This is a genomic window from Nocardiopsis xinjiangensis YIM 90004 (genome assembly GCF_000341145.1).
Classification (GTDB): Bacteria; Actinomycetota; Actinomycetes; order Streptosporangiales; family Streptosporangiaceae; genus Nocardiopsis; species Nocardiopsis xinjiangensis.
On record NZ_ANBE01000026.1, the window covers coordinates 22,475 to 44,647 of the forward strand.

A 22,173-nucleotide genomic window follows, 5' to 3' on the forward strand; every position below is an offset into this window, starting at 1 on the left:
TGTCCGGGCAGGTGCAGACCGGGACCACCTCGGCGGGTGTTTGTCCTCCGTACGGGTTCGGGCCGCTTCTACTCTGGCCCTTCCAGGGGGAGTTCACACGCACGGAGGGGCAGAGCAATGAGCGAATCCATCCCCGGTTACACCTACGCCGGCAACGACACAGCCGCGTCACCGGTCCACACGCAAGAGCTGGACCGGCTCAAGGCCACCGTGATGTTCACCGGCGAGGACGAACAGGCGCTACGGCTGGCGGGGGACGTGCTCGAGGACCAGGTCGATGACGTGCTCGACGTCTGGTACGGGTTCGTCGCCGACCATCCCCATCTGGTGGCCTACTTCTCCACGCCCGGCGGGGAACCGGTCCAGGGGTACCTGGACCGGGTGCGGCCGCGGTTCGGCCAGTGGATCCTCGACACGTGCCGGCGCCCCTACGACCAGCCTTGGTTGGATTACCAGGAAGAGATCGCCCAGCGCCACACCCACGAGAAGAAGAACACTACCGACGACGCGGACTCGGTCGACAACATCCCGCTGCGCTACATCATCGCCTTCATCTATCCCATCACCGCCACCATGCGGGGCTTCCTGGCCCAGAAGGGGCACGGCGCCGAGCAGGTGGAGGCGATGCACCAGGCCTGGTTCAAGGCGGTGACCCTGCACGTGGCGCTGTGGTCGCGCCCGTACGTGCGCGACGGCGACTGGTAGAGCGTGGTCAGCGGCCCGGGCCCCGCCCGGGCCGCACGGACCGATCACAGCCACGGCATTTCCCCGACCGAATGCCCTCCTTTTACTTCCGAGAAAAGCCGTGAAAAGCCGAGGGACATAGAATTCGGGAGATGACCTACGTGATCGCCCAACCGTGTGTGGACGTGTTGGACCGCTCTTGTGTGGACGAGTGTCCGGTCGACTGCATCTACGAAGGCGACCGGATGCTCTACATCCAACCCGAGGAATGCATCGACTGCGGCGCCTGCGAACCGGTGTGCCCGGTCGAGGCCATCTACTACGAGGACGACCTGCCCACGGAGTTCGGGGCCTACCTGGCCGACAACGAGGAGTTCTTCACCCAACCCCTGCCCGGCCGCACGGGCCCGTTGGGTTCGCCCGGCGGCGCCTCGAGGGTCGGCGTGGTCGGAGTGGATACGCCGATGGTGGCGGGACTGCCCCCGCAAGGCGCACGTCGAGGAGCCGAGGACAGCACCTGACCCGGGCCGCAGCCGCGGAGAAAAACCACGCACGCCCGTACCGGTTCACAAGCAGGCAGCGGCGGGAAGCCTGCCGGAGACCCAGAACCCCTGTTGCGCTCGGAGGCCCGATGGACCGGATACACCGAATCACCGATGACGTCTTCCTCGTCCGGGGGACGGCGGTGAACTGGATCCTCCTGCGCGAGGGCCGCGACCTCACTCTCGTGGACGCCGGCTACCCCCGCGACCTCGGTCTCCTCCTGGCCTCGGTCGAACAGCTCGGGCACCGGATCGAGGACCTCCGCGGTGTTCTCATCACCCACGCCCACGTCGACCACATCGGCGCCCTGCCAGAACTCCTGCGCCGCCACCCCGCCCCCGTGTACGCGCATCCGGACGAGGTTGCGCTGCTGCGCGGCGAGAAACACGAGCAGGCGAGCACCTGGGACGTGGTCTCCCGCAGCTGGCGCCCCCGCTTCGCCCGGTGGGCGCTCACCGTCGCCCGCGCCGGGGCCCGCACCCACGTCCGCATCCCCGAAGCGGTGCCCTTCCCCGGGCCTGGGCCCCTGGACCTGCCCGGACGGCCGAGCCCGGTCCCCTGCCCCGGCCACACCTCGGGCCACACCGCCTACGAACTCGCCGACGCGGGCACCGTCCTCACCGGCGACGCCCTCATCACCGCACACCCGCTCAGCGGCCACAGCGGCCCCCAGCTCCTGCCGGCGTTCTTCACCCACGACACCCGCGCGAGCCTTGCCGCCCTCGACGCGCTGCGCGGACTCGGCGCCGACACCGTCGTGCCCGGCCACGGCCCGGTGTGGCGCGGCCCCGTCGCGAAGGCCGTCGACGCCGCCCGCGCCCACGCGCCACAGGGGTACCGGGGCCGGCAACGCTGACTGGCGCCCTTTGCAGACCCGTGCGCAGTTGGTGTTGCCCTCACGAGGCATGGGAGAGTCCGAGCACGAGGCACGCCGGGTCCGCTGGCAGGCTGGGTGTGCGACGCCCGGCCGTGTTCTCCCAGCCGCACGCCGACCAGCGCCCGCTCCCGCCCGACACCCGGTTCCGGACGGAACCGGGTCCTGCCCGGGCAGGAGAACCATGCATCAGTTCGCCGACGACCCCATGCGAGGTACCGCTATGGCCATCGATCCGAAACCGCGCAGCCGCACCGTCACCGACGGTGTCGAGGCCGCCCCCGCCCGCGGCATGCTCCGCGCCGTCGGTATGGGCGACGGCGACTGGGACAAACCGATCATCGGTGTGGCCAGTTCGTGGAACGAGATCACCCCCTGCAACCTCTCCCTGGACCGTCTGGCCCGCGCGTCGAAGAGCGGCGTGCACGCCGGTGGCGGTTACCCCCTGGAGTTCGGCACGATCTCCGTCTCCGACGGCATCTCCATGGGCCACAAGGGCATGCACTTCTCCCTGGTCTCGCGTGAGGTGATCGCCGACTCCGTCGAGACGGTCATGCAGGCCGAGCGACTGGACGGTTCGGTCCTGCTCGCGGGCTGCGACAAGTCGCTGCCGGGCATGCTCATGGCGGCCGCACGCCTGGACCTGGCCTCCGTCTTCATGTACGCGGGCACCATCGCGCCCGGGTGGGTGAAGCTGTCCGACGGCACGGAGAAGGACGTGACCCTCATCGACGCCTTCGAGGGTGTGGGTGCCTGCAAGTCCGGAAGGATGAGCGAGGCCGACCTCGACCGGGTCGAACGTGCCATCTGCCCCGGTGAGGGTGCCTGCGGTGGCATGTTCACCGCCAACACGATGGCCTCGATCTCCGAGGCGATGGGGATGAGCCTTCCCGGTTCGACCTCGCCCCCCTCCGCCGACCGGCGCCGTGACCACGACGCGCACCGGTCCGGCGAGGCGGTGGTCAACATGCTCGAGCAGGGCATCTCCGCGCGCGACATCATGACGAGGAAGGCGTTCGAGAACGCCATCACCGTGGTCATGGCGCTGGGCGGTTCCACCAACGCCGTCCTGCACCTGCTCGCCATCGCCCACGAGGCCAAGGTCGACCTCGAGCTCGACGACTTCAACCGCATCGGTGACCGTGTGCCGCACATCGGCGACCTCAAGCCGTTCGGCAAGCACGTGATGAAGGACGTCGACCAGGTGGGCGGCGTGCCCGTGTTGATGAAGGCGCTCCTGGACGCGGGGCTCCTGCACGGTGACGCCCTCACCGTCACGGGCCGGACGGTCGCGGAGAACCTCCAGGAACTGGAGCCGGACCCCATCGACGGCACCGTCCTGCGCGGCCTCGACGACCCTCTCCACCCCACCGGCGGCCTCACCGTCCTGCGGGGCTCGCTCGCACCGGAGGGCGCTGTGGTCAAGAGCGCCGGTTTCGACACCGAGGTCTTCACGGGCCCGGCGCGTGTGTTCGAACGCGAGCAGGCGGCGTTGGACGCGCTCAGCGCCGGAGAGATCCACAAGGGCGATGTCGTGGTGATCCGCTACGAGGGGCCCAAGGGCGGCCCCGGCATGCGGGAGATGCTGGCCATCACCGCGGCGATCAAGGGCGCGGGCCTGGGCCAGGACGTGCTGTTGCTGACCGACGGGCGCTTCTCCGGCGGCACGACGGGCCTGTGCGTGGGCCACCTCGCCCCGGAGGCGGTCGACGGCGGAGCCATCGCGTTCGTCCGCGACGGGGACGGCATCAGTGTCGACATCGGTGGGCGCACCATCGATCTCCACGTCGACGCGGAGGAGCTCGAGGCACGGCGGGACGGTTGGGAGCCTCTGCCCAACGAGTTCCCGGAGGGTGTGCTCGGCAAGTACACGAAGCTGGTGCGTTCCGCCTCCACCGGCGCCATCACGTACTGAGGCTGTAGGGGCGCGGCCGGCGCGATGTGGCGGCCGCGCCGGCTTCAGGTTGTTAGTGCTCTTGTGGGCACTGAAAACGTTTTCTGGTGCCTGTACTAGCACTAACAACCTCGCCCGGCGGCCCGTGCCAGGACCGAGGTGATGTAGGCGGGCCGAGCCAGGTCCTGCCAGGTGAACCGGACGATGCGCACCTCCGGGTAGTGCAACTGAAGGGCGTTCTGGCGTGTGCGGTCCCTGGCCAGCATCTCAGGTCGGCTGTGCGGTCCGAGACCGTCCGCTTCACCGAGGAGCCGCAGATCCTCCCACCACAGGTCGGCCACAGCGATGAGCCGACCGGAACCGTCCACGAAGCGATGCTGGAGGCCGGTGGGTGGGAACCCCGCGTCCGTACAGGCCAAACGCACCCTGGTCTCCAACGGGCTCTCGGCCCGACCGTCCGCCAGGAACCACCAAGGGTATGTGCGTACGCACCCCTTGCGGTTCCGGTTGGCCAGGGCCAGAGCCTCGAGGTCTTCCTCGCGGACGAGGGCCTGGTTGAGCGCTGAGTCCATGAGGCACACGGCGGTCTCCCGGTCCACCCCCAGAAGGGTGTCGCACAGGCTCCGCCCGGGCGTGGTCACCCGCAGGAGGCCGTCGAGCGTGGTGGTCTCTCCCGGGGCGATCTCCCAAGTGTGCAACGTGATGTGGGGGCGGTGCCGCTTCGTTCCGGGACCGGGAACGACCATGTGCACCGTGTGCCCGTCCCAGCGCGGCAGCCCCTGCATGCCCCAGAGGTGTGCAGCCGTCTCCGCCCCCGCGAAAGAACGCGGCCCCAACGCCAACTGTGCGGCCATGACCGACGTGCGAAGGAAACCGTCGGTGTCGGAGCGGTCCACGAGTGAACGCACGGAGTAGACCCCGGTGTAGGGGTGGCCCAGGGTGCCGTTGCGCTTGAGACCGCGAAGGTCGCTGTGGCTGAGCCCTGCGTACCTGGCCTGGTGTCCGCTGATCACCCCGTGCTGCTCGTCGGCGATCGCCAGGGCGTTGAGGAAAGGGGTATCGGGGTGGTCGCCCCGGACGGGAGGGGAGGGGACTGCCGGCACATCCATGGCTCAAGGATGATCGCAAGCTCTCAGCTCGCACAGGTGTGAACCTCGGCCTGTGGACAACGCGGGAGACGGTCCACCCTGACCGGGCACGAGGGAGAGGTCGGATCGGTGGTCTTCACCGCCGATGGCGGCGGCGTCTTCGCGGCCGGGGAGGGCAGCATGCTCCACAAGTGGACGCTCCCTTGAGCGCTCCCGGCCCCCGCGCTAGGGGATCTCGATGAGTCCGGCGAGCACGCGGCGCACCATCCGTTCGAACAAGGTGTGGGTGTCCTGTTCCGTTTCGGCGCCGGGGCTGCCCGCCAGAGCGGCCGTGATGAACGGGTGGTGTTCCTCGGTCGCGGCGGTGGCCAGGTAGGAGGTGTGCGCGAGCTGTGGGTCGGCGGGCGAACTCCGTCGTCGTAGCTCGGTGCGGGCGAACAGGGTCACCAGCCCGTTGAGCAGTCCGATGGTCTCCAGCCGGGCCGGTGGGGACAGCGGGGCGGGCGCCAGCGCGCGCAGCGCCTGCTCGAGGTAGTCCATGCCCCGGGGTCCCACCGTGGGCTCGGTGGGCAGGTCGAGCAGCCACGGGTGGCGCAGGTGAACCTGTTTCGCGCGCTTCGCGAGCGTGAGCAGGTCCTCGACGGGGTCCCCGCTGAGCGGGTCGCCGAGGTCGATCTCCCCTGCGGTGGCGTCGGCCATGAGGGCGAGGAGCTCGTCCCGGGTGGTGACGTAGCGGTAGAGCGAGGCCGGGCCGGTACCCAACCGCTTGGCCACCTGCCGCATGGACACCGCCGCGAGGCCGCCCTCGTCGGCCAGTTCGATCGCGGCGGCGGTGATCTGGCTTCGGCTGCGCCCCGGTGCGGGTCCGCGTTCTCCTCGTTCGGGGCGGCTCCACACGGCTGTCGGTTCCTCTGCCACCGGCTCCCCTGTCTTCCCCTGTTGCGGCTCTTCCTCTACCCTAATATTGCGAACACCGATCGCAGTATCTTGAAAGGCGGAACCATGGACCCACAGCTGTGGACCCCCACCCGTTGGGCACGCAACGGAAACGTTCGACTGGCCTTCGACACCTGGGCCGGCACGGGTGACGGTGAGCCGCTCCTGCTGTTCATGGGACTCGGGGTCAACAGGGCGTGGTGGCCGGACGGTCTGTGCCGGACCCTGTCCGAGCACGGCTTCGCGGTGGCCCGCTACGACCAGCGCGACGCCGGCGAGTCGACGCACCTGCCCCCGACGAGCACCCGTCTGCCCGTGACCGCCCTGTTGGGCAGACGCGGCGAGGCGTACACGGCCGAGGACATGGCCGACGACGCCGTCGCCGTCCTGGACGCACTCGGGTGGAAGTCCGCGCACCTGTTCGGCATGTCGCTCGGCGGCGCCGTGGCACAACGTGTCGCGGTGCGCCACCCCGACCGTGTGCGGACCCTGACCTCGATGTCGGCGGTCCCCGGGGACGCGGCAGGGCTGCGTACCCTGCGCTACATCCACCTCCCGGCGCTCGCCCGGCTCAGCCGGATGAAGCACCCCGACACCAGGGAAGGCACCATCCAGGCGAGTCTGGCCATCTCCCGGTTCTGTGCCTCGCCCGCACAGCCCTTCGACGAACAGCAGGCACGCGCGCAGGCCGAACACCTCGCCGACTCCGGCACCCGCGACACCCGCGCGCAGAGCCGCCAGATCGGCGCCCAGTGGCACGGCCCGGCGATCAGCGCGATCACGGCGCCCACGCTGGTGCTGCACGGCCAGGACGACCCGCTGCTCAAGCCGCGCGCGGCCGCCGCGATCGCCTCACGTGTTCCCGGTGCGCGTCTGGTCGCCCTTCCCGGCGTCGGCCACGACATCCCCGCACCGGTGTGGGCGACCGTCGCCGAAGAGGTACGCGCCCTTGCGGAGGGATCCACGAGGCGGGCCGAGTCGCGGTGACGCCCTCCGGGTGGGGACACCTCTCAGCCGGGCTGTCCGGCCGAGGCCGGACAGCCCGGAGCTCGTCTCAGACCGGAGGTTGGGTGCGCGGGCTCAGGGCCCAGAGGAGAGCGAGAAGCTCGTCCCAGGTGCGGGCCTCGGTCAGGCCGGCAGCGGAGGCGACCCAGTAGGACTGGGTGGCTTCCCCGTAGAAGATGATCAGCCCCCGGTGGCGGGCTTGGAGCACGGCGGCGTTGTGGTGCTCGGTGGAGAACTCGGCGCGGTGCCCGCCGAGCCGGGGCAGGGACTGGGCCCGGTGGGTGCGGCAGGTGCTGTGCGCGCACGTGGGACACGAGGTGCCGGGGAGGTCGCCGGGCTGCGCGGGAGGGGGCGTGGTGTGGGCCGACTGCGCGGTGCGGGGCTGAGGGGTAGGATGCATGGCCGATCCTGCTTTCTATGTCTTTGGTCTGGCTTGGGATTCAGGGTTTGTGTGGGGCTCAGGAGACGTTGGCGCGTCTTCTGAGCCCTCTTTCATGTGTGGAGCCCGTGCGGTTGCCCTACACCTGGCTCCACGGGTTCTCGTCGAGGTCGTGGTCCAGGAAGAACCAGACCTTGCGCAACTCCGGGTGGGCGTTGTCGCCCCACGAGGTCGCCAGGGTGTCGACCAGCGCCAGCCCGCGCCCCGACTCACACCCCACGCGCGTGCCCCCGGGCTCGGGTTCCAGCCGGCCCCACCGGCGCTGGGTGAGGCTGCCCCGATCGGCGCAGGTCAGATGCAAGCCCCGCGTGGAACGGCGGACCTGGAGCGTGAAGCTGCCGCCCGGGCGGCTGGAGCGGCTGTGCTGGATCGCGTTGGAGGCCAGCTCGCTGCCCAACAGCGTGAAGAGGTAGCGGTAGTCGGCGGAGTAGGTCACCGCGCAGGTGTCCAGGAACGCCCGCACCAGCGGCAGGAGCGTCGGGATCCCGGGGAAGCTGTACTGGCGGTGCCGGTAGTGCGGGCGGTCACGGCGCCCGGAGAAGTAGTGGGCGTGGTGCGGACGGATGAAGCTGGACAGCGGAACGGTGACCTCGCTGCGAGCGAGCTCGGACACGAATGCGGACATGAACGGACACACTCCTCGGCATAGCAATGCACGGACAGAGGTGATGGCGGGGTGCCCGTTGGAGAGATTCACGGTTGACGTGACGCGCGGAACGGGCTGGGAGTAGCGTTCAGACCGGAGACCCTCGGTGAGCCTCCGACTGATTCTCATCCTAGAATGAGATTCCCAAGAGTCAAGCGATTCCAATAAGCTTCCCGTTATGACCGAATTGGATCCGCCTGCATGCATCCTCCCCAGAAAAGCCCGAATATCCGACGCCGCCGCCTGGGCCATGTCCTGCGTGGTCTACGAGACCAGGCGGGCCTGACTCTGGACGCTGCAGCCAAAGGGGCCGGAGTACCCCGGTCAACCTTGGGGCGCATGGAAACCGCCGAAGCCCGTCGGCTCCGGCTCAGCGACCTCAACGCTTTGGCCAACTTCTACGGCGTGGACGCCGAGACTCGGGAGGGCATGCACGAGCTGGCGCGGGAAGCCAAGGAGCGCGGGTGGTGGTCCAAATACAAGGATGTGTTCGGCGAACATGCCTTGCCCGACTGGGAGGCTGAGGCTTCGGCGATCCAGACCTTCCAACCGCAGCTCATCCCGGGGCTCTTCCAAACACCGAGCTACGCTACAGCCATCTTCCGCGGAGGGCGAGCCACACCCGACGAGGACATCGAACGCCCCGTAGAGGCCCGCATGAGTCGTCAGCAGATCCTCAACCGCGTGCATCCTCCACGCATGACGGCAGTGATCGATGAAGGTGCACTCCACAGACTGATCGGTGGGCCGGAGGTCATGCGAGAGCAGCTTGAGCATCTCAGCAATCTGGCCATGCGGCACAACATCGACGTGCAGGTACTCCCTTATGGTGCAGGCGAGCACTTGGGCATGGAAGGCGCGTTCACCGTCCTGGACTTTCCCGAGCCGAAGGACGCCCCGATCGTGTACGTGGAGAACGCAACCACCGGGCTCATGTTGGAAGACGCAGAGGAGCTGGATTCCTACAACATGATCTTCAGCAATGTCCAGGGGGTAGCGCTGTCCAGCTCTCTATCCATCAACTTCATCCGCAATATCGCACAATCACTGGAGAAACAAACATGAGCAGCCAGATTGGTTTCCGCAAGAGCAGTTACAGCGGGCGCGGACAGGACTGCGTCGAGGTTGCTCAGCCCGTGACCTTCAGCAAGAGCAGCTACAGCGGGCACGGTCAGGACTGCGTCGAGATCGGCTCTCTCCCCTACGGCGCCGCCATCCGTGACTCCAAGCACCCCGACGCCGGCCACCTCCCCTTCCCCGCCTCCGAGTGGACCGGCTTCCTCGCCTCCGCTTTCAACCGCTGAGCAGACACGACGGTGCCCGGCCACTGCCTGCTCTGGCAGTGACCGGGCGCCCTGGGCAAGCTTCCCCCGACTCGTCCGTCCGCTCTACTCGGGACGCATTTCGGTCCTCCGCCCCACCGAGCGACTCGGCGATCGCACTGGACTCGGCCGGCCCGGCCTGCGGATCTTCCACGACCTCAGCGGCGATGACCTCGGGCGGGGTCGGTGGGCCTGCATCCTCGATCCCGGGCTCCCGCATCCAGGTGATGTCCGGGTTCACCTGTCACGAGCCAGGAGCTATTCGAGGGTGAACGCCTTGAACCTCTCAGTCTCGACCCGCTTGCCCCGGTCCTCCCCCCGGCTTGAAGCACTCGACGAAGTCGTCCAGGTGCGCCATGGCCCGAGATTATCGGCCCACTCCGGTCTTCAGGAGGGCCGCTGCTCGCCGGGGGTGAAACTCGGCAGGGGAAGCCTGCGTGCCCGGTTCCAGCGGTCGCCGCAGGCTTCGTGTCCGTTGTCAGCAACCCTCTTTACCGCGTCATGGATGCGTTCTATGGTCCGGGCATCTTCCACATCTCCCAAGCACGGACCAGGTGAACATGGGCAGCCACCGGAGCCCGAGAACCGCGATCGCAGTACTCGTGTGCGCGCTCGCGCTGACCGGATGCAGCCGATACGACGACGACGTGGTGGCGGAGAACGGACTCGAGGTTCCGGTGGTGTTCTTACTGCGGGAGAACCCGCAACAGTCGCTCGAGGAGTCATCACCGAAGGCGTTCAAGCGCCTGGCTGTCGACCCCGGGGACAATACCTCGCTCCGGACGAATTGGTCGGATCCGGACCCGCCGTGGCACATATGGCCCCTGTCCGAGCTGAAAGACCCACCCTGCCGAGAGGACCTCCACATCGTGGCCTACGCCGAGGACGGACGCACCATCGTGCGCGATCGCCCTGTGTGCCCCGCCGACACATGGACCGTCACCGACTGAGCGGGACGCGGCAGCAGCCGAGGCAGGGGCAACCCCAGCTCCATGAGCCGGCGCGCTCCCCGAAGCCCCTGTGCGAACTGGGCCCCGGTCCTGTACGGGTTGCTCACACCAACAGCTGCTTCTCCTGTGCCCAGGTCTCGAAGCCCCCTTGGGGAAAAGGAAGACGCATCCCCGAAGCGTGCAGATCATCCACCAGCGTCGACGCACCCGAAACGGTGATGTCCCCGTTCTTGCAAGCGTCAGCGATCAGCCCCAGAGTGCCTTGGACGTGGAGGCCGTAGCTGCGGGCTGTCTTACGTGCGCCTTCGTCGTCCAGGACCAGAGTTCCTCCGTGCAGCGCAACGTAGGTGCACGACGACGAACCCGCCGGCGACCCGAACCCTGTCCGCGACCCTGTGCGCTGCCGACTGATCGCACACGATCGCGGAGTACCCCCTCATGCGCCAGGACTGGCCCCTGAACAGCTCGTCGATGAGTGGCCCCTGGAAGAGGGCGACCGCAAGCCGATCGACAACAAGAGCGGTGACATCCGGCTCGGGTTCGCGCAAGCTCAACTACTCCACCGCCCTGGGCACCTACGACCTGGAGGAGACCGGCACCGCCATGGAGGTCCTGGCCGCCATGTGCCCCGGGCCATAGGGCAGATGAGCGCTCTCCACTCAGCCGGCGTTGAACGCCTTCTCGACCATCAGCGTGTCCTCGTACAGGTGCATGCGGACGATCCGGTTGTCCTCGACCATCAGGTGCATGGCCGCCGGTGTGGTGAATTCCTTCCCGGTGGCCACGACGGTGTGCGTCCAGACCACCAGCAGTACAACGTCACCACCGTCGACGATGACGCGCTCCAGTACGACCTTGCTCCTGCCGGGCGCGAAGTGCGGCCACATCGTGGTGAAGTACGGCGCGACCTCCTCCCGGCGGGTACGGCGCCCGGTCCAGGACAGCGCGTCACTGCCGGGGACGTGCCAGTCGATCTCCTCGGCGAACAGTTCCTGGATGCCGTCGGGGTCCTGCCTGCCGAGGCGCTCCACGAACTTCTCCGCCACGGCCCGCGAGGTCTGAGTACCTGTTGCCATCGTCCTTGTCCTTTCGATCGTATGAGGTGTGCCGGTCGGGCCTCAGCCCTGGATCGGGAAGTGCTTTCCGCTCAGCGGCCTGCCGAGCTGCATGAGCGCCCCGCCTTCGCACAGCGTGCCGCGGTCTTGCCGTCCAGCTGTCCCATGAGACTCTCCGATTCCTTGATGTAACCATTTTTGTTACACCGCTGAGCGCAGAAAGCGACCCCCGATCAGGGAAGTCGACGGTCCGAGGTCAGGCGGCCTTCAAGATGTCCCGCAGCACGTCCTCCAGCGTGGTCTTGCCCAGTTCCCTGCGCAGGGCGGCCTCCACGTCGTCGTACACGGCGGCCATCGCCGGACCGATGCCGTGGCCCACCACGCACTCGGGGTCCGGTGTCGCGCGGTGCAGGGCGAAGACCGGCCCCGGTTCGATCGCCTGGTAGACGTCGAGCAGGGTGATCGTCGCCAGGTCCCGCGCGAGCATCCAGCCCGCTCCCGCCCCCCGCCGTGAATCGGCCAGGCCGGCCTTGCTCAGTTTGGCCAACAGGCGACGGATCACCACCGGGTTGGTGTTGACGCTCGTCGCGATCTGCTCGGAGGTGGCGACCTCGTGGCCACGCCGCTGATACAGCCCGATCCATGTCAGGGCGTGCGCCGCGATGGTCAGTCTGCTGTTGGCACTCACGTCGGAATCCACCTCCTTCGCCCCGGCTCTGGTTGTAACCATAATTGTTACAACCGTATGCGGCAAGTTCTGCGAGGCGGGCCGGACCGGCCTCGTCGGCCCGCCCGGCGCGTGTACCGGGCCTTCTTCACGCACGGCAGGACGGGCCCATGCTCACGTTCCTTCAGCTCGGGGATCTCCGCCCGAGGTTCCTGCAACGCCTCCCGTCCCTGACGCGGTTGCTCCTTCTCCGTCTCGGAACCCGCGACAATGCGAGGTGTCCCTTCGGCCGAGGCCGTTGCTCGCCGGAGTACCGTCGGGCCATGACCACCACGGACGAGGTGTCCTACACCTGGCACGAGGCCGTTCACCCGCCTGCCGCGATGGAGGTCACCCAGGTGTACGGGTATGTGTTCGACGCTCTCGCTCGTGTGGTGGTGCTGCGTGACACCCACATCGGGTCCTGGAACCTGCCCGGGGGCACCCCCGAGGAGGTCGACGGCGGCGATCGGGTGGCCACGCTGGTGCGTGAGGTCGCCGAGGAAGTCCAGGTCACCATCACCGACCCGGTCTATCTCGGCTATCAGCAGGTGGCCCGCCCCGGACGGGCGCCCTACGCCCAGTTGCGGATGGCCGCCCGTCTGGACCGGCTCGACGCCCGCGCCCCCGACCCCGACAACGGCCGGGTGCACGTGCGCTGCCTGTGTCCGGTGAGCGAGGCGGCAGAGCTGCTCGGTTGGGGCCCGCCCGCCGCACCCCAGATCAAGTGCGCCGCTGTGACCGCCGTGGCCTGGGGGCTTCCGGTGGGCTCCCCCGCCCCGGTCCACACCGGCTGACCGGCCGGATCCGGCCACGGGGCGAGCGCGTCCACCGCGTTCTTTGTGATGCCTGGGTGTGGTGGTGCGCTGGGATCGGGAAGTCCGCCCCCGCCGGGTCGCTCCGGGGGTGCGTTCCGGTTGGTAGTGCTCACATGAGCGCCGACAGCGGATGTTGGTGCCACCAGAAGCACTGTCGGCAGAGGGCGGCCGGTACCGACGGTCACGGATACGCGCGAGCGGCCCGCCCTTGCCCTCTGCCGGCCCCGCCTCGATGGTCTTGCCCAGGCCCACGTCGTCGGCGATCAGCAAGTTGGTACGCGGCATCGACAGGGCACGCACCACCGGTTCGAGCTGGTACTCCTCGATCTCGATGCCCGGCCGGAACGGGGCCTGCAGCGACGTGCTGGGGGCGCCCGGTGATCCGGGTGGTGTCGCTGGAGGTGATGCTGCTCGCGCGCACGTCCGCCACCACCCACTGCCGGTTGCGGACGGTCACGAGCTGCCCGGCCTGGGGGACGGCGCCCGGTTCCTCGGTCTCCACGTGTGCGGGTCCGCGCCGTACGGGTCCGCGTTGTGCGGGGTCGCGCTGGGCGGGGTCGCGGACGTCGCTCGTGGACAGGCTCTGGGGGTTCATCGGCAGCCCTCGTCGTTCCTGGCTCCCGTCATACCAGGTGCCGGTGTCAGCCCCCCGCTGTTACCAGAAGTCCGAGTGGTCTCCCGCAGCCCCCGTGGGGCACGTGCCCGTCCACGGTGTCACACCTTGCCCGGACCGGAAACCGCAGGCAGCAGTTCCTGCTTCACTGCCCACACCTCGAACCCACCCCCTGGGAAACGGAAACCTTGAGCCGACATCGGCCAGGTCGTCCATGAATGAGGAAGCGCTCTTCGCCGTCCAGGTCCCTTCGCAGCAGCCATCAGCCACCAGCCCTGCTGTCCCGCGCACGGTGAGTCCACGGCGCTCCGCGACTTTGCGAGCGGGTTTGTCGTCCATGTACACCGTTCCTCCGTGCACATCGACGTAGGTGCACAAAGTGGTCTCACCGATGTTGTGGTCAGGCGTCATGCTCAGCCGCTGACTCCATTCCAGGAACCTTCCGTGGAACGCCAAGGAGCCGGTCTGCGCCCGACCCAGCCATGAGGCGGACTCGACCCGTTGAAGAACCGCACCGTTCTTGTCGTTGCGCTCCACTTCTTCCAGGACCGCTTGAGTGGTGAGACACTCATAGCCCTGCAGCAGGCTCCCGAGAACATCGAGCCGGTCGATCCGTGAGGCGTACAGAAGGGGGGAAGCATCGATCAACAATGCGCGGGAAGAGGACAAACCGCTATTCCTCGTCGAATTCGTCAGAGGTCACCTGTCCTCGCATCATTTCGACCGCGCGCGTTTCGGTGATCAGGGCGTCATCGAGCGCCCGCATCACCGCTGAAGCGTATCCGGGAGGAACCCGGACTGTGGACAGATCGGGCAGAGGCTTCCAACCCAGAGAATTTCTGAACTCTGCGACCGTGGGGGTGCGCTGCTTCATCTGCTGCCAGAATTCCGCGCTCTTCCCACCTTCGGGGGCCGCCTGCTGGACAGCCAAGGTCCAGGACACCCGGTAGTTCGCGGACAGCTCGACGAGGTTGCGACGCACCTCGTCCTGATCCTTGCGCGCCACGGCCTGACGGGCTCTCTCCTTCGGCAGGAGGAACTCCGCGCCGAAGGCATCCACGGCTTTCTCCCGTTCCTTCCGAGAAGCGTGCACCCCCAGGTCGCTGGAGAACTCGTCCCCCAGAACCAGATGCCCGAGCTCGTGCGCGGCGGTGCTGCGCTGCCGGCCCGGCTGCAGACGTTCACTGACGATCGCCACGGCGACCTCGTCATCCACCAGGGAGGCACCGTCCGCGCCTTCCGGCAATGGGACGACTGCGGTGAACTGTCCGGCCTGCTCGCACACCTCCGTCATGGAACCCAGTGGTTCTGTGCCCAGGCCCAACTGTACGCGCAGCCATCCGGCCGCTCTTGCCGCCTCGTCGCTGCCGCGCACCGCGCCCGGGAAACGCAACAGGGGACGGGGAAGGAGTACCCCGTCGTCCATGAGCTGGCATACGTCCCGCAACCAGTCCGAGATCTGGGCCTCGGTCCGATAAGTCCTCTTGGAGTCGTCGCTCCTGTCGATCTCGGCGGCGCCGGCCGTGCGGCGGGAGACCACCGCAGGGGGAGCACTCAGAAAATGCGTCAGAGGATAGTCGAGCTCCCGGGCGATGCGAGTGAGTTCGACCGCGTCGACATGGCGGCCCCCACTCTCCAACTTGGAGACCATGGAGCGTTCCAAACCGATGCGGTCGGCCAATGCGCCCTGGGACAACCCGGTGGAGAGTCGACTCAGCCGAATACGCTCTCCGATCAGCTCCCAACTCAACTCTTGTGCCATGTGTGCGATCATCGCACAGCTTTCATGGCTTGGGAATCGGGGCCGGGCAAAATGTGTGTGCTGCCTTCCTGCCCCCTGTGGCCGGAACCGGCCACCCCCGCATCCGGGCGGTACTTCGTCCCGCAAGGGCCGGGCGCGCAAGGCCCCTGTTGTCTATGGTGTCGGCTACGGGATCTCCCCCAGAGCTTCCCCGGCCCCCTGCCCCGGAAAAGCTCCCGTGCCCCAGCTCGCGATCGCCAAGGACTTCCTCCGGACCTACGCGGACCTGGACAAGAAGCTGCGCAAGGGTGTCGACGACGTTGGCCCTGATTTCCTGCTCGTCCACGACAGCGCTGTCGACCTCGGTGCTTTCGTAACGGACGAACTGTGTGCAGGCGCCCGGGAGGAAGCCGCTCGGGTCGAAGCCGAGCAGGAGCAGGCCGAGAACGGTGGCGGTCTCCGTCCGCGCGTCGAGAAGCCGGAGAGAAGCGAGCTGCTGAGCCTCCGGTCGATGGTTCTCCTCGATCACCGTGTCCGCGGCGGAGGAGGGCAGATAGGTTCTCCGGAACAACCGCACGTCCAGTTCGGCGATGCCGCTGCAGGGGACCGGGTGGGTGTCGAAGGGCTGCGACTTGGCTCGTCTGCGCTCGATCAGGACCCGCTCGTCCTCGGAGGACGCGCGTCGGGTCGTGGGGCCCGGTCGTACCCACGTCACACCGTCGAGACGCACGGGCGGCGAGGCCGAGGCTTCGACACGGATGCGGATGATCGACTGCCCGTCGAAGAGGGCCTGTTCCACGAACACGGAGGGCCGGTCGAGGATCTTCCCCTCGTTCTGGATGTCGGTGAGGATGTCCCCACCGCCCTTGCCCGCGAGATCGTTGGCCATCGCGCAGATCGCCTTGCGGACCACGTTCTGGTCACGGATCCTGATTTTGAACTCGAGCGCGCAAGTCTCCTGGGTGCCGGGCTCCTCGGCGAGATCGTCTGCCATCATGTCCGTGCCGTTGGTCGTGCCCCGCAAAAATCGTGCTCACATGCCGTGACGTCGCGCTCTGGCCGACTACGCGGGCCGACCCGGCCCCTCACGCGAACTCGCCGTCGTGACACCGCTCACATCCGAGTCCAAGGCCGCAGATCGGCTCGGGGAGGCTGGTACCCCGTTCATGAGAAGTCCCTACAATCCCGGACATGGAATCCCCCACCCGAGTCCCCCCTGACGTCCCGTCCATTCCCGTTTCTCCCCCGGACGGTTCAGGTGTCCGCCTGGGCGAGCACACGGTTCTGCACCGGGCCAGGAACCCCGAGTCCGGCGAGCCGATTCTGGTCCGGGTCGACGAGCTCTCCCACAACGCCGGGGCCGCTTCCCCGGCGTTGTGGGAGCGGCTGAGGGAGATCGACCACCCCGTCCTGTTGGAGATCCTCGAGCACGAGACCGACCGGGGGCGCTCCCGCACCATCCACGAGGCCCCGGCCGGGGAACCCTTGGCGGACATCGTCGGTGAACGCTTCGGCGAGCGCGTGTCCAGGCGCGACGCCCTGGACCTGATCGACAACCTGCTCTCGGCCCTGGAACTGTTCCATGAACAGGGGCTGGTACACGGCATGGTCGGCCCCGAGACCGTGTTCCTGGCCGATGACGGCTCGGTTCAGCTCCTGCCGTCGGTGGCGGATCGGGCCGCGGCCCCGGCAGGCCCCCGGGAGGACGTCTGTGCCGTGGGGGAGCTGCTGCGCGCCATGGTCACCGGATCCGACACCGCGGCGGTGCCCGGGACCGGGGACGACTTCTTCCTCCTGGTGCACGAGGCGACCGCGGCCGGGACCGAGGAGGGCCCTCTCGATGCCGCCCGGTACCGGGAGTTGGTCCGCCGGGCACAGGACCGTCTGCCCGACACCTCCGGGAAGCACGCCGCCTCCGACGGTGCCCAGGAGGGGCCCGCGTCCGGTCCGGCCGAGGGGCCCGACCGGCGCCGCCCTCTGCTCATCGGTGCGGCCGCCGGTGCGTTCCTGCTCGTGGCGGCGCTGCTGGCGTGGCACTTGACCTCGGGCGGGGGCGGCACGGAGCCGGGGTCCGGTGCGGCGGAGGCGACCATGCCCGAGCTGGTGGGGCTGAGCCCGGAGGAGGCCACCGGGCTCCTCGACGGGCTCGCCGTCTCGACGTCGGTCTCCTACGACCAGGTGCGCGACGACGACACGGAGGCGGGCCTGGTCGCTTCCAGCGCCCCGGAGGCGGGTACGGCCCTGTCCGAGGGCGAGGACGTGACGGTCTCGGTGTCGGTCGGCCCGGTGGAGCTGTCCATGCCCGACCTGGTGGGACAGACCGAGACCGAGGCCCGCGAGGAGCTGGACGAGCTGGGTTTCACCGACGTCACCGTCACGCAGGAACCCTCGGACTCCGAGCCCTCGGGCACGGTCCTGGAGACCGACCCCGAGGAGGGCGAGGCCGTGGCCCACGACGCCCCGGTGACCCTCACCGTGAGTGAGGGTCTGACCCTTCCGGACCTGGTCGGCCAGGACGAGGAGGAAGCCCGCGCGGTTCTGGACGACCTCGGTCTGGTGGCGGAGGCGGTCGAGGCCGAGGGGTCCGACCGTCCCGAAGGGGAGGTGGCCTCCCAGTCCCCGTCCGCGGGGGCGATCGTCGACGACGGCTCCACCGTGACCATGTCAGTGGCGCAGGGGCCCGAGGACGACCCGGACGAGGGGTCCGACCATGGTTCGGAGGACGGCTCGGGCCAGGACCACGGCGGCGAGGGCGGCCCCCAGGACGGCGGCGACCAGTGGAACGGCGAGGACTCCGCGGACACGAACGCTCCCGAGGTGGAGCCGTGCACGTCCGGTTCCTGGTCCGAAGCCACCAACTACCCCGAAGGGACCCGCGTGATCCACGACGGACGCGAGTACGAGGCCGTGTGGTGGAACAGCGACATCTCCCCCGAGGAGACGGAGGAGTGGGGGCCGTGGCGCGAGGTCGGTTCCTGCTGACCCCTCTCGGCGGGAGACGAGGTCCCTCTTGCACAAGGGAGGAGAGCCGTCTCATCCGCAGCAGCGGGCGCCGGTGATTCCGCGTCCCCGGGGAGGTCCTCCGGGCGGCGCGTCGTGGTCACTCCCCCGGGACCGGCGGCCCGGAACCCCGTGTGGCGCCCATACACACGCGGTTCCGGGGCGCTGCGGCTTCCCGTGGCAGGGCCCGCCGAACCCTGCTCCGGGGGAACCCGGTCTCGGGACGGCCCCGTTCTCGGCTCGGAACCGCTCCACTGCCGGAGGCCACCCTGGCCCGTGACCGGTGCCGACGGTGTTCGGTTCCTCGACCGTTCCCGCGCCCCGCCCACCTCGGGGCCACGGAATCGGCCCGCCCTCTCGGACGGCCGGCGATGTGTTCCTCCGCCCATCAGGAGTACGCATCGGGGGTGAAGGGTGCCGTCGCCCTTCGACCGGTTTCGTGCTGTCGGTCGACCGCGGGGAGCTGCGGCCGCCACGCAGCCGGAGGACCGCGTGCTTCGGGAAGCGCCGCCCCGGTCCACCGCAGCGGACCGTCCGGGGCCGTGGGACGCCCGTTCCCTGACTGGTCCCGGGAACGGTCCCGCTCGCCCCTGCTCCGGGGGCCGCCTGCGGGGGCCGGGGGCCGTGGTCCGGTGTGGGCTCCGACCGCAACGGGGCCGGTGTGGCCGGCGGGCGGGGCGACATGCTCGTTGCGGTGCACTTCGGCGCGGTTCCCGGAGGGGCCGGTGTCCGCCGAACCGTCCTGGGGTTCACCCGAGGGGCCGGTCGAGTCGGTGACCGCTTCCGGTGCTCCCTCCGGGGCCGCCTGTGTGCTGTGGTCGACCACCAGGGTCGGAGGGGTGTCCTCGACGTCGAAGCGCCGCCAGGCCGTGGTTCCGGACTCGTCGCGTTCTGAGAGGCGCAGGTGGATGTGGTCGGCCGAGCGGTCCGCGGCCTCCTGGTAGGCCCCGGTCAGGTCGAACTCCGCGGAACCGGCGGCGGGACATGCGGCCCGTGCTCCACCGATCTCGCGGCTGTCGAGCAGTGCACGCACCGTCGGCTGGTCGTTCCAGGTGGCCCTTTCGTCGAAGGGTTCCACCTGGTGCAGCTGCACGGCGGCGTCGTTGTCGCAGTCGTAGGACCAAGCGACGTCGGCTCGCAGCACAGCGGAGTCCACAGCGGCTTCCGATTCGGGCTCGACCGGGAACCGGAACAGGGCCCTGCGCGTGTAGACGCGGTCCCACACGAGGCGGCCGGTGCCCACACTGTCCGCCGGGTCGTCTCCGTAGGACGTGTCGGGGAAGGCCTGGTCGACGTGGGTCCGCAGCGTGGCCGCGGATTCGGTCCGGTCACTGGAGGGGGCCGTGTCGGTGGAGGCCCCGTCCACGGCGTAGGCGCTCCCGGCTTCGCGCGGGCCTCCGGGTTCGGTGCCGACGGTGGCCCTCTCCGCCGCCTCTCCGTCCCGTTCCCGTGGCGTGCCGCCCTCCCCGGGGGCGGTTTCGCCCTCGGCGGGGGCGGCCGCCCACAGCGAGAGCGCCAGGGCATGGGCCGCACAGGCCGCCGTCGCACGGGTCAGGGAGCGACGCATGACAGTCAGTGCCTACACATTCCAACAACGAAGAAAAGGAATACCGACGAAACTCCGATGTCTCGCCCGAACGAAAAGAAAAGTACCAAGATCTGACTGCGGTCCACAAACTCCGCCGATATATACACAGACCAAAACCTGGACCACCGGAGCCAGGGGCACGGATCGAAACAAAAGGCACCCCCTGAGCAACGGCCCCCGGATCATCGCCGTTTTTATTCGGCCCACGAATACCGGTTCACGCCGACCCGAAAACGAATCGCGCACCGAGCACGGAACCCGCCTGTTCACGACGCCCTCACCGCACCGGAGCCCGACCGCAGCCGGCCGGAGACTGGCCTCCCAGGGCCGAGAGCCCTTTCAGTTCTCCATTTCGGACCAGGACTGCGATCCGTTCGGGTCCCCCGAATGGCGTAGGCGAGTGTGGCGCGCCCGCGCTCCGCCCGGGCTGCGGCGACGGCACCCGGGGCCGGCCGAACGGGACCGGAACCGCTGCCCGAGCCCTGGGGCACGTTCCCGCTGTGGACCTTCGGCATCATCGCCGGGTCGACCTGGGCGGACGAGGCCCGGGGCCGTTTCTGGGGGGTGGGACCCCAAAGAGGTCTGGTCGTTCATCTCCTGGGTGATCTACGCGGCCTATCTGCACGCGCGCGCCACGGGCGGCTGGCGCGTACCCAAGGCGACCTGGATCAACGTGCTCGGCTTCGCCACCGTCCTGTTCAATTTCTTCGCGGTGAACTACATGTTCAGCGGCCTGCCCTCCTACGCCTGAGGGCCGAGGGGTTCCCCTCGACGGAACATGCGCAACTGGGCGTTGCCAGTGCTGTGGCTGGAAACGTTCGCCCGGGTGCCCTCACGCCGCGGTGGGTAGCGGTCGGCCTCCCCAACGAACACCCTTCTCGCTGCGCACTCGGGCGCGTTCGCGGCGTTGGGCCGCGAGCACGTGCGGGTCGCGGGCGTTGGCGTTGCGCCACCGCACGGCGGTCTTCCCCTCCACCACACGCAGCCCTTTTTCCCTGGTCAGGACCGTGTCTGACCGCATACCTTCGAACCAGGGATACCTGCCGTCGAGGGGGCACGCATGAGCTCGGCCACCGTTCTCGCTCTACCGTTCACCGGACGGTGGTCGGTCCGCAACAGCCCGACGCGGCGCGTACCCAGCCATGGCACGGAGAACCTGGCTGACCGCTACGCCATCGACTTCATCGGGGTCGACGAACAACACCAGAGCGCAAGGGCATGGGACTGGCGCAGCGTGCTGGCCACGGAGCCGCCGGAGCGTTTCCTCTCCCACGGCCGCCCGGTCCTGGCACCACTCGACGGCGTGGTCATGGCTGTGCACGACGGTGAGGACGACCACGAGGCACACCGGTCCCTTCTGACCCGGGTGCCCTACGCGTGGGGCCGGGCCTCCCGAGAAGCGCGGGGCGTGTCGGCCATGGCCGGCAATTACGCGGTGATCGCCTACCCCGACATGTCGGCCCACATCCTCCTGGCGCAACTGCGCCGGGGTTCGCTGCGCGTGGAGGCGGGCGACCAGGTCGGCGCCGGTCAGCAGATCGCCGAATGCGGTAGCAGCGGCAACGCGCAACAACCCCATGTGCACCTGCAGGCGATGGACGGACCGGATCCGGTGCACGCACAAGGGCTGCCGGTAGCCTTCGCCGATTTCCGGGAGTGGGTCCACGGGGTGGATCCGCCCTACTTCGTGGAGACCGGCCTGCCGGGTGAGGACTCGGTCGTCGAACCGCTCCCCCGCTCCTGAGCCCGTTGATGGAATCGGGCTCGGAGGTGCCTGGGTGCGGTGGCGCGTCGGGGAGAGGGAAGAGACGGACACGAACCGCCCCAGGGGGTGTCTACGCTCAACCACCCGAGGGGCTCAGCCCCAGGGCACCTGCACGGCGCCAGGCCTCCCTCGCTCCGGACTCTCTTCTCTTCGGGCTCTTCCCCTTCTCTTCTTTTCAGGGCGTGTTCGTGGTTTCCCTCAGTTCCCCCGTGTCCCGTTCCTGGGGCCGGGCTTTGTCTGTGGCCGGGGTTCAACCCCCTGGCGTGCGGCTCTGCGCATGCCTTCTCCCACCCCTGTGGGGAGGGGCCTTCCCCCGGTTGGGCTCAAGGGCAGGGCGCGGGCTCACGCGTCCCCCGTGCATGAGTGGTCGAGGGGCTCCGGGCGTCCAGATACCGCGCAAGGAGGGCTGGGGAGACCACCGCGCGGAACGCGCGAGGGGGCCTTCGGCCCAGGGGGCGACGCACCGCGCGAGAACTGGGGTTGAGCGAACCTGTCGCTTGGGGGAG

General features: G+C 68.8%; 22 protein-coding genes and 1 pseudogene. 12 read left to right on the plus strand and 11 right to left on the minus strand.

The window, feature by feature from the left end; all coding sequences use genetic code 11:
- Positions 1 to 117: 117 nt before the first annotated feature.
- The 4 genes from D473_RS0112980 (at position 118) to ilvD (ending at position 4,016) form a co-directional block, all read left to right on the plus strand.
- Entirely contained in the window at positions 118 to 705 is a 588-nt protein-coding gene (locus D473_RS0112980; protein ID WP_017609498.1) for a protoglobin domain-containing protein, read from the plus strand.
- A gap of 131 nt (positions 706 to 836) precedes the next feature.
- Positions 837 to 1,205, plus strand: a complete 369-nt coding sequence (gene fdxA, locus D473_RS0112985; protein ID WP_017609499.1) for a ferredoxin — start codon at positions 837 to 839, stop codon at positions 1,203 to 1,205.
- Positions 1,206 to 1,315: 110 nt separating this feature from the next.
- Positions 1,316 to 2,083 carry an MBL fold metallo-hydrolase gene (locus D473_RS0112990; RefSeq protein ID WP_017609500.1) on the plus strand — a complete coding sequence of 256 codons (768 nt, stop codon included), beginning with the start codon at positions 1,316 to 1,318 and terminating at the stop codon, positions 2,081 to 2,083.
- Between the two features lie 202 nt (positions 2,084 to 2,285).
- Positions 2,286 to 4,016, plus strand: coding sequence for a dihydroxy-acid dehydratase (gene ilvD, locus D473_RS0112995; RefSeq protein ID WP_017609501.1), 1,731 nt, complete (start codon positions 2,286 to 2,288; stop codon positions 4,014 to 4,016).
- 101 nt (positions 4,017 to 4,117) lie between these two features.
- On the opposite strand, the gene D473_RS0113000 is transcribed toward ilvD, so the two are convergent.
- Together D473_RS0113000 and D473_RS0113005 are read right to left on the minus strand one after the other, a co-directional pair.
- On the minus strand, positions 4,118 to 5,104 hold the full coding sequence (locus tag D473_RS0113000) for a hypothetical protein (protein ID WP_017609502.1): 987 nt from the start codon (positions 5,102 to 5,104) through the stop codon (positions 4,118 to 4,120).
- 204 nt (positions 5,105 to 5,308) lie between these two features.
- Entirely contained in the window at positions 5,309 to 6,001 is a 693-nt protein-coding gene (locus D473_RS0113005; protein WP_017609503.1) for a TetR/AcrR family transcriptional regulator, read from the minus strand.
- A gap of 84 nt (positions 6,002 to 6,085) precedes the next feature.
- Between D473_RS0113005 and D473_RS0113010 the strand changes: the two genes are divergently transcribed.
- Positions 6,086 to 7,006, plus strand: coding sequence for an alpha/beta fold hydrolase (locus D473_RS0113010; RefSeq protein ID WP_017609504.1), 921 nt, complete (start codon positions 6,086 to 6,088; stop codon positions 7,004 to 7,006).
- A 67-nt stretch (positions 7,007 to 7,073) separates the two neighbouring features.
- On the opposite strand, the gene D473_RS0113015 is transcribed toward D473_RS0113010, so the two are convergent.
- Together D473_RS0113015 and D473_RS0113020 are read right to left on the minus strand one after the other, a co-directional pair.
- Positions 7,074 to 7,424, minus strand: coding sequence for a hypothetical protein (locus tag D473_RS0113015; RefSeq protein ID WP_017609505.1), 351 nt, complete (start codon positions 7,422 to 7,424; stop codon positions 7,074 to 7,076).
- A gap of 118 nt (positions 7,425 to 7,542) precedes the next feature.
- Positions 7,543 to 8,088: an ATP-binding protein gene (locus D473_RS0113020; RefSeq protein WP_026126896.1), complete on the minus strand. Its 546-nt coding sequence runs from the start codon at positions 8,086 to 8,088 to the stop codon at positions 7,543 to 7,545.
- 222 nt (positions 8,089 to 8,310) lie between these two features.
- Between D473_RS0113020 and D473_RS0113025 the strand changes: the two genes are divergently transcribed.
- The 3 genes from D473_RS0113025 to D473_RS24810 all read left to right on the plus strand — a co-directional run bounded on the left by D473_RS0113025 (position 8,311) and on the right by D473_RS24810 (position 10,381).
- Positions 8,311 to 9,174: a helix-turn-helix domain-containing protein gene (locus tag D473_RS0113025; RefSeq protein WP_026126897.1), complete on the plus strand. Its 864-nt coding sequence runs from the start codon at positions 8,311 to 8,313 to the stop codon at positions 9,172 to 9,174.
- Positions 9,171 to 9,413, plus strand: coding sequence for a DUF397 domain-containing protein (locus tag D473_RS0113030; protein WP_017609507.1), 243 nt, complete (start codon positions 9,171 to 9,173; stop codon positions 9,411 to 9,413). Before D473_RS0113025 ends, D473_RS0113030 begins: the two co-directional genes overlap by 4 nt.
- Positions 9,414 to 9,991: 578 nt before the next feature.
- The gene (locus D473_RS24810; RefSeq protein WP_152436836.1) at positions 9,992 to 10,381 is read left to right on the plus strand and encodes a hypothetical protein; all 390 of its coding nucleotides are present in this window, start codon (positions 9,992 to 9,994) and stop codon (positions 10,379 to 10,381) included.
- Positions 10,382 to 11,040: 659 nt separating this feature from the next.
- On the opposite strand, the gene D473_RS0113045 is transcribed toward D473_RS24810, so the two are convergent.
- Both D473_RS0113045 and D473_RS0113050 read right to left on the minus strand, forming a co-directional pair.
- Positions 11,041 to 11,457: a nuclear transport factor 2 family protein gene (locus D473_RS0113045; protein WP_026126898.1), complete on the minus strand. Its 417-nt coding sequence runs from the start codon at positions 11,455 to 11,457 to the stop codon at positions 11,041 to 11,043.
- A 235-nt stretch (positions 11,458 to 11,692) separates the two neighbouring features.
- A complete protein-coding gene (locus D473_RS0113050) occupies positions 11,693 to 12,124 on the minus strand; it encodes an Rrf2 family transcriptional regulator (protein WP_026126899.1) in 432 nt (143 codons plus the stop codon).
- Positions 12,125 to 12,426: 302 nt separating this feature from the next.
- On the opposite strand from D473_RS0113050, the gene D473_RS0113055 reads away from it, so the two are divergent.
- Positions 12,427 to 12,939 carry an NUDIX hydrolase gene (locus D473_RS0113055; protein WP_017609512.1) on the plus strand — a complete coding sequence of 171 codons (513 nt, stop codon included), beginning with the start codon at positions 12,427 to 12,429 and terminating at the stop codon, positions 12,937 to 12,939.
- Positions 12,940 to 13,615: 676 nt separating this feature from the next.
- Here D473_RS0113055 and D473_RS26635 read toward each other — a convergent pair.
- Genes D473_RS26635 through D473_RS24815 form a run of 3 tightly spaced genes read right to left on the minus strand, consistent with a single transcriptional unit; the run spans position 13,616 to position 16,311 of the window.
- The gene (locus tag D473_RS26635) at positions 13,616 to 14,242 is read right to left on the minus strand and encodes a hypothetical protein (RefSeq protein WP_241474782.1); all 627 of its coding nucleotides are present in this window, start codon (positions 14,240 to 14,242) and stop codon (positions 13,616 to 13,618) included.
- 4 nt (positions 14,243 to 14,246) lie between these two features.
- Complete coding sequence (locus D473_RS0113065) at positions 14,247 to 15,335, minus strand: helix-turn-helix domain-containing protein (RefSeq protein WP_241474783.1); 1,089 nt, start codon at positions 15,333 to 15,335, stop codon at positions 14,247 to 14,249.
- A 22-nt stretch (positions 15,336 to 15,357) separates the two neighbouring features.
- Entirely contained in the window at positions 15,358 to 16,311 is a 954-nt protein-coding gene (locus D473_RS24815) for an AlbA family DNA-binding domain-containing protein (RefSeq protein ID WP_152436837.1), read from the minus strand.
- Positions 16,312 to 16,505: 194 nt separating this feature from the next.
- Here D473_RS24815 and D473_RS24820 point away from each other — a divergent pair, with 194 nt between their 5' ends.
- The gene (locus tag D473_RS24820; protein WP_017609515.1) at positions 16,506 to 18,296 is read left to right on the plus strand and encodes a PASTA domain-containing protein; all 1,791 of its coding nucleotides are present in this window, start codon (positions 16,506 to 16,508) and stop codon (positions 18,294 to 18,296) included.
- 406 nt (positions 18,297 to 18,702) lie between these two features.
- Here the strand turns inward: D473_RS24820 and D473_RS26095 are convergent, their stop codons facing one another.
- Positions 18,703 to 19,881, minus strand: a complete 1,179-nt coding sequence (locus D473_RS26095) for a DNRLRE domain-containing protein (RefSeq protein WP_051043055.1) — start codon at positions 19,879 to 19,881, stop codon at positions 18,703 to 18,705.
- Between the two features lie 513 nt (positions 19,882 to 20,394).
- Here D473_RS26095 and ccsA point away from each other — a divergent pair.
- A pseudogene (ccsA, locus tag D473_RS26640) lies at positions 20,395 to 20,653 on the plus strand (cytochrome c biogenesis protein CcsA); the annotation flags it as partial.
- A gap of 81 nt (positions 20,654 to 20,734) precedes the next feature.
- Here the strand turns inward: ccsA and D473_RS27690 are convergent.
- Complete coding sequence (locus D473_RS27690) at positions 20,735 to 20,923, minus strand: hypothetical protein (RefSeq protein WP_083917999.1); 189 nt, start codon at positions 20,921 to 20,923, stop codon at positions 20,735 to 20,737.
- 39 nt (positions 20,924 to 20,962) lie between these two features.
- Here D473_RS27690 and D473_RS28430 point away from each other — a divergent pair, with 39 nt between their 5' ends.
- Complete coding sequence (locus D473_RS28430; RefSeq protein WP_017609518.1) at positions 20,963 to 21,646, plus strand: M23 family metallopeptidase; 684 nt, start codon at positions 20,963 to 20,965, stop codon at positions 21,644 to 21,646.
- The last annotated feature ends 527 nt before the right edge of the window (positions 21,647 to 22,173 follow it).

What these genes read in the sequence shown, in the direction of transcription:
- D473_RS0112980 (WP_017609498.1), top strand. Translation starts at nt 118, where the DNA reads ATGAGCGAATCCATCCCCGGTTACACCTACGCCGGCAACGACACAGCC.
- fdxA (WP_017609499.1), top strand. Translation starts at nt 837, where the DNA reads ATGACCTACGTGATCGCCCAACCGTGTGTGGACGTGTTGGACCGCTCT.
- D473_RS0112990 (WP_017609500.1), top strand. Translation starts at nt 1,316, where the DNA reads ATGGACCGGATACACCGAATCACCGATGACGTCTTCCTCGTCCGGGGG.
- ilvD (WP_017609501.1), top strand. Translation starts at nt 2,286, where the DNA reads ATGCATCAGTTCGCCGACGACCCCATGCGAGGTACCGCTATGGCCATC.
- D473_RS0113000 (WP_017609502.1), bottom strand. Translation starts at nt 5,104, where the DNA reads ATGGATGTGCCGGCAGTCCCCTCCCCTCCCGTCCGGGGCGACCACCCC.
- D473_RS0113010 (WP_017609504.1), top strand. Translation starts at nt 6,086, where the DNA reads ATGGACCCACAGCTGTGGACCCCCACCCGTTGGGCACGCAACGGAAAC.
- D473_RS0113015 (WP_017609505.1), bottom strand. Translation starts at nt 7,424, where the DNA reads ATGCATCCTACCCCTCAGCCCCGCACCGCGCAGTCGGCCCACACCACG.
- D473_RS0113020 (WP_026126896.1), bottom strand. Translation starts at nt 8,088, where the DNA reads ATGTCCGCATTCGTGTCCGAGCTCGCTCGCAGCGAGGTCACCGTTCCG.
- D473_RS0113025 (WP_026126897.1), top strand. Translation starts at nt 8,311, where the DNA reads ATGCATCCTCCCCAGAAAAGCCCGAATATCCGACGCCGCCGCCTGGGC.
- D473_RS0113030 (WP_017609507.1), top strand. Translation starts at nt 9,171, where the DNA reads ATGAGCAGCCAGATTGGTTTCCGCAAGAGCAGTTACAGCGGGCGCGGA.
- D473_RS24810 (WP_152436836.1), top strand. Translation starts at nt 9,992, where the DNA reads ATGGGCAGCCACCGGAGCCCGAGAACCGCGATCGCAGTACTCGTGTGC.
- D473_RS0113045 (WP_026126898.1), bottom strand. Translation starts at nt 11,457, where the DNA reads ATGGCAACAGGTACTCAGACCTCGCGGGCCGTGGCGGAGAAGTTCGTG.
- D473_RS0113055 (WP_017609512.1), top strand. Translation starts at nt 12,427, where the DNA reads ATGACCACCACGGACGAGGTGTCCTACACCTGGCACGAGGCCGTTCAC.
- D473_RS0113065 (WP_241474783.1), bottom strand. Translation starts at nt 15,335, where the DNA reads ATGGCACAAGAGTTGAGTTGGGAGCTGATCGGAGAGCGTATTCGGCTG.
- D473_RS24815 (WP_152436837.1), bottom strand. Translation starts at nt 16,311, where the DNA reads ATGATGGCAGACGATCTCGCCGAGGAGCCCGGCACCCAGGAGACTTGC.
- D473_RS24820 (WP_017609515.1), top strand. Translation starts at nt 16,506, where the DNA reads ATGGAATCCCCCACCCGAGTCCCCCCTGACGTCCCGTCCATTCCCGTT.
- D473_RS26095 (WP_051043055.1), bottom strand. Translation starts at nt 19,881, where the DNA reads ATGCGTCGCTCCCTGACCCGTGCGACGGCGGCCTGTGCGGCCCATGCC.
- D473_RS27690 (WP_083917999.1), bottom strand. Translation starts at nt 20,923, where the DNA reads ATGCGGTCAGACACGGTCCTGACCAGGGAAAAAGGGCTGCGTGTGGTG.
- D473_RS28430 (WP_017609518.1), top strand. Translation starts at nt 20,963, where the DNA reads ATGAGCTCGGCCACCGTTCTCGCTCTACCGTTCACCGGACGGTGGTCG.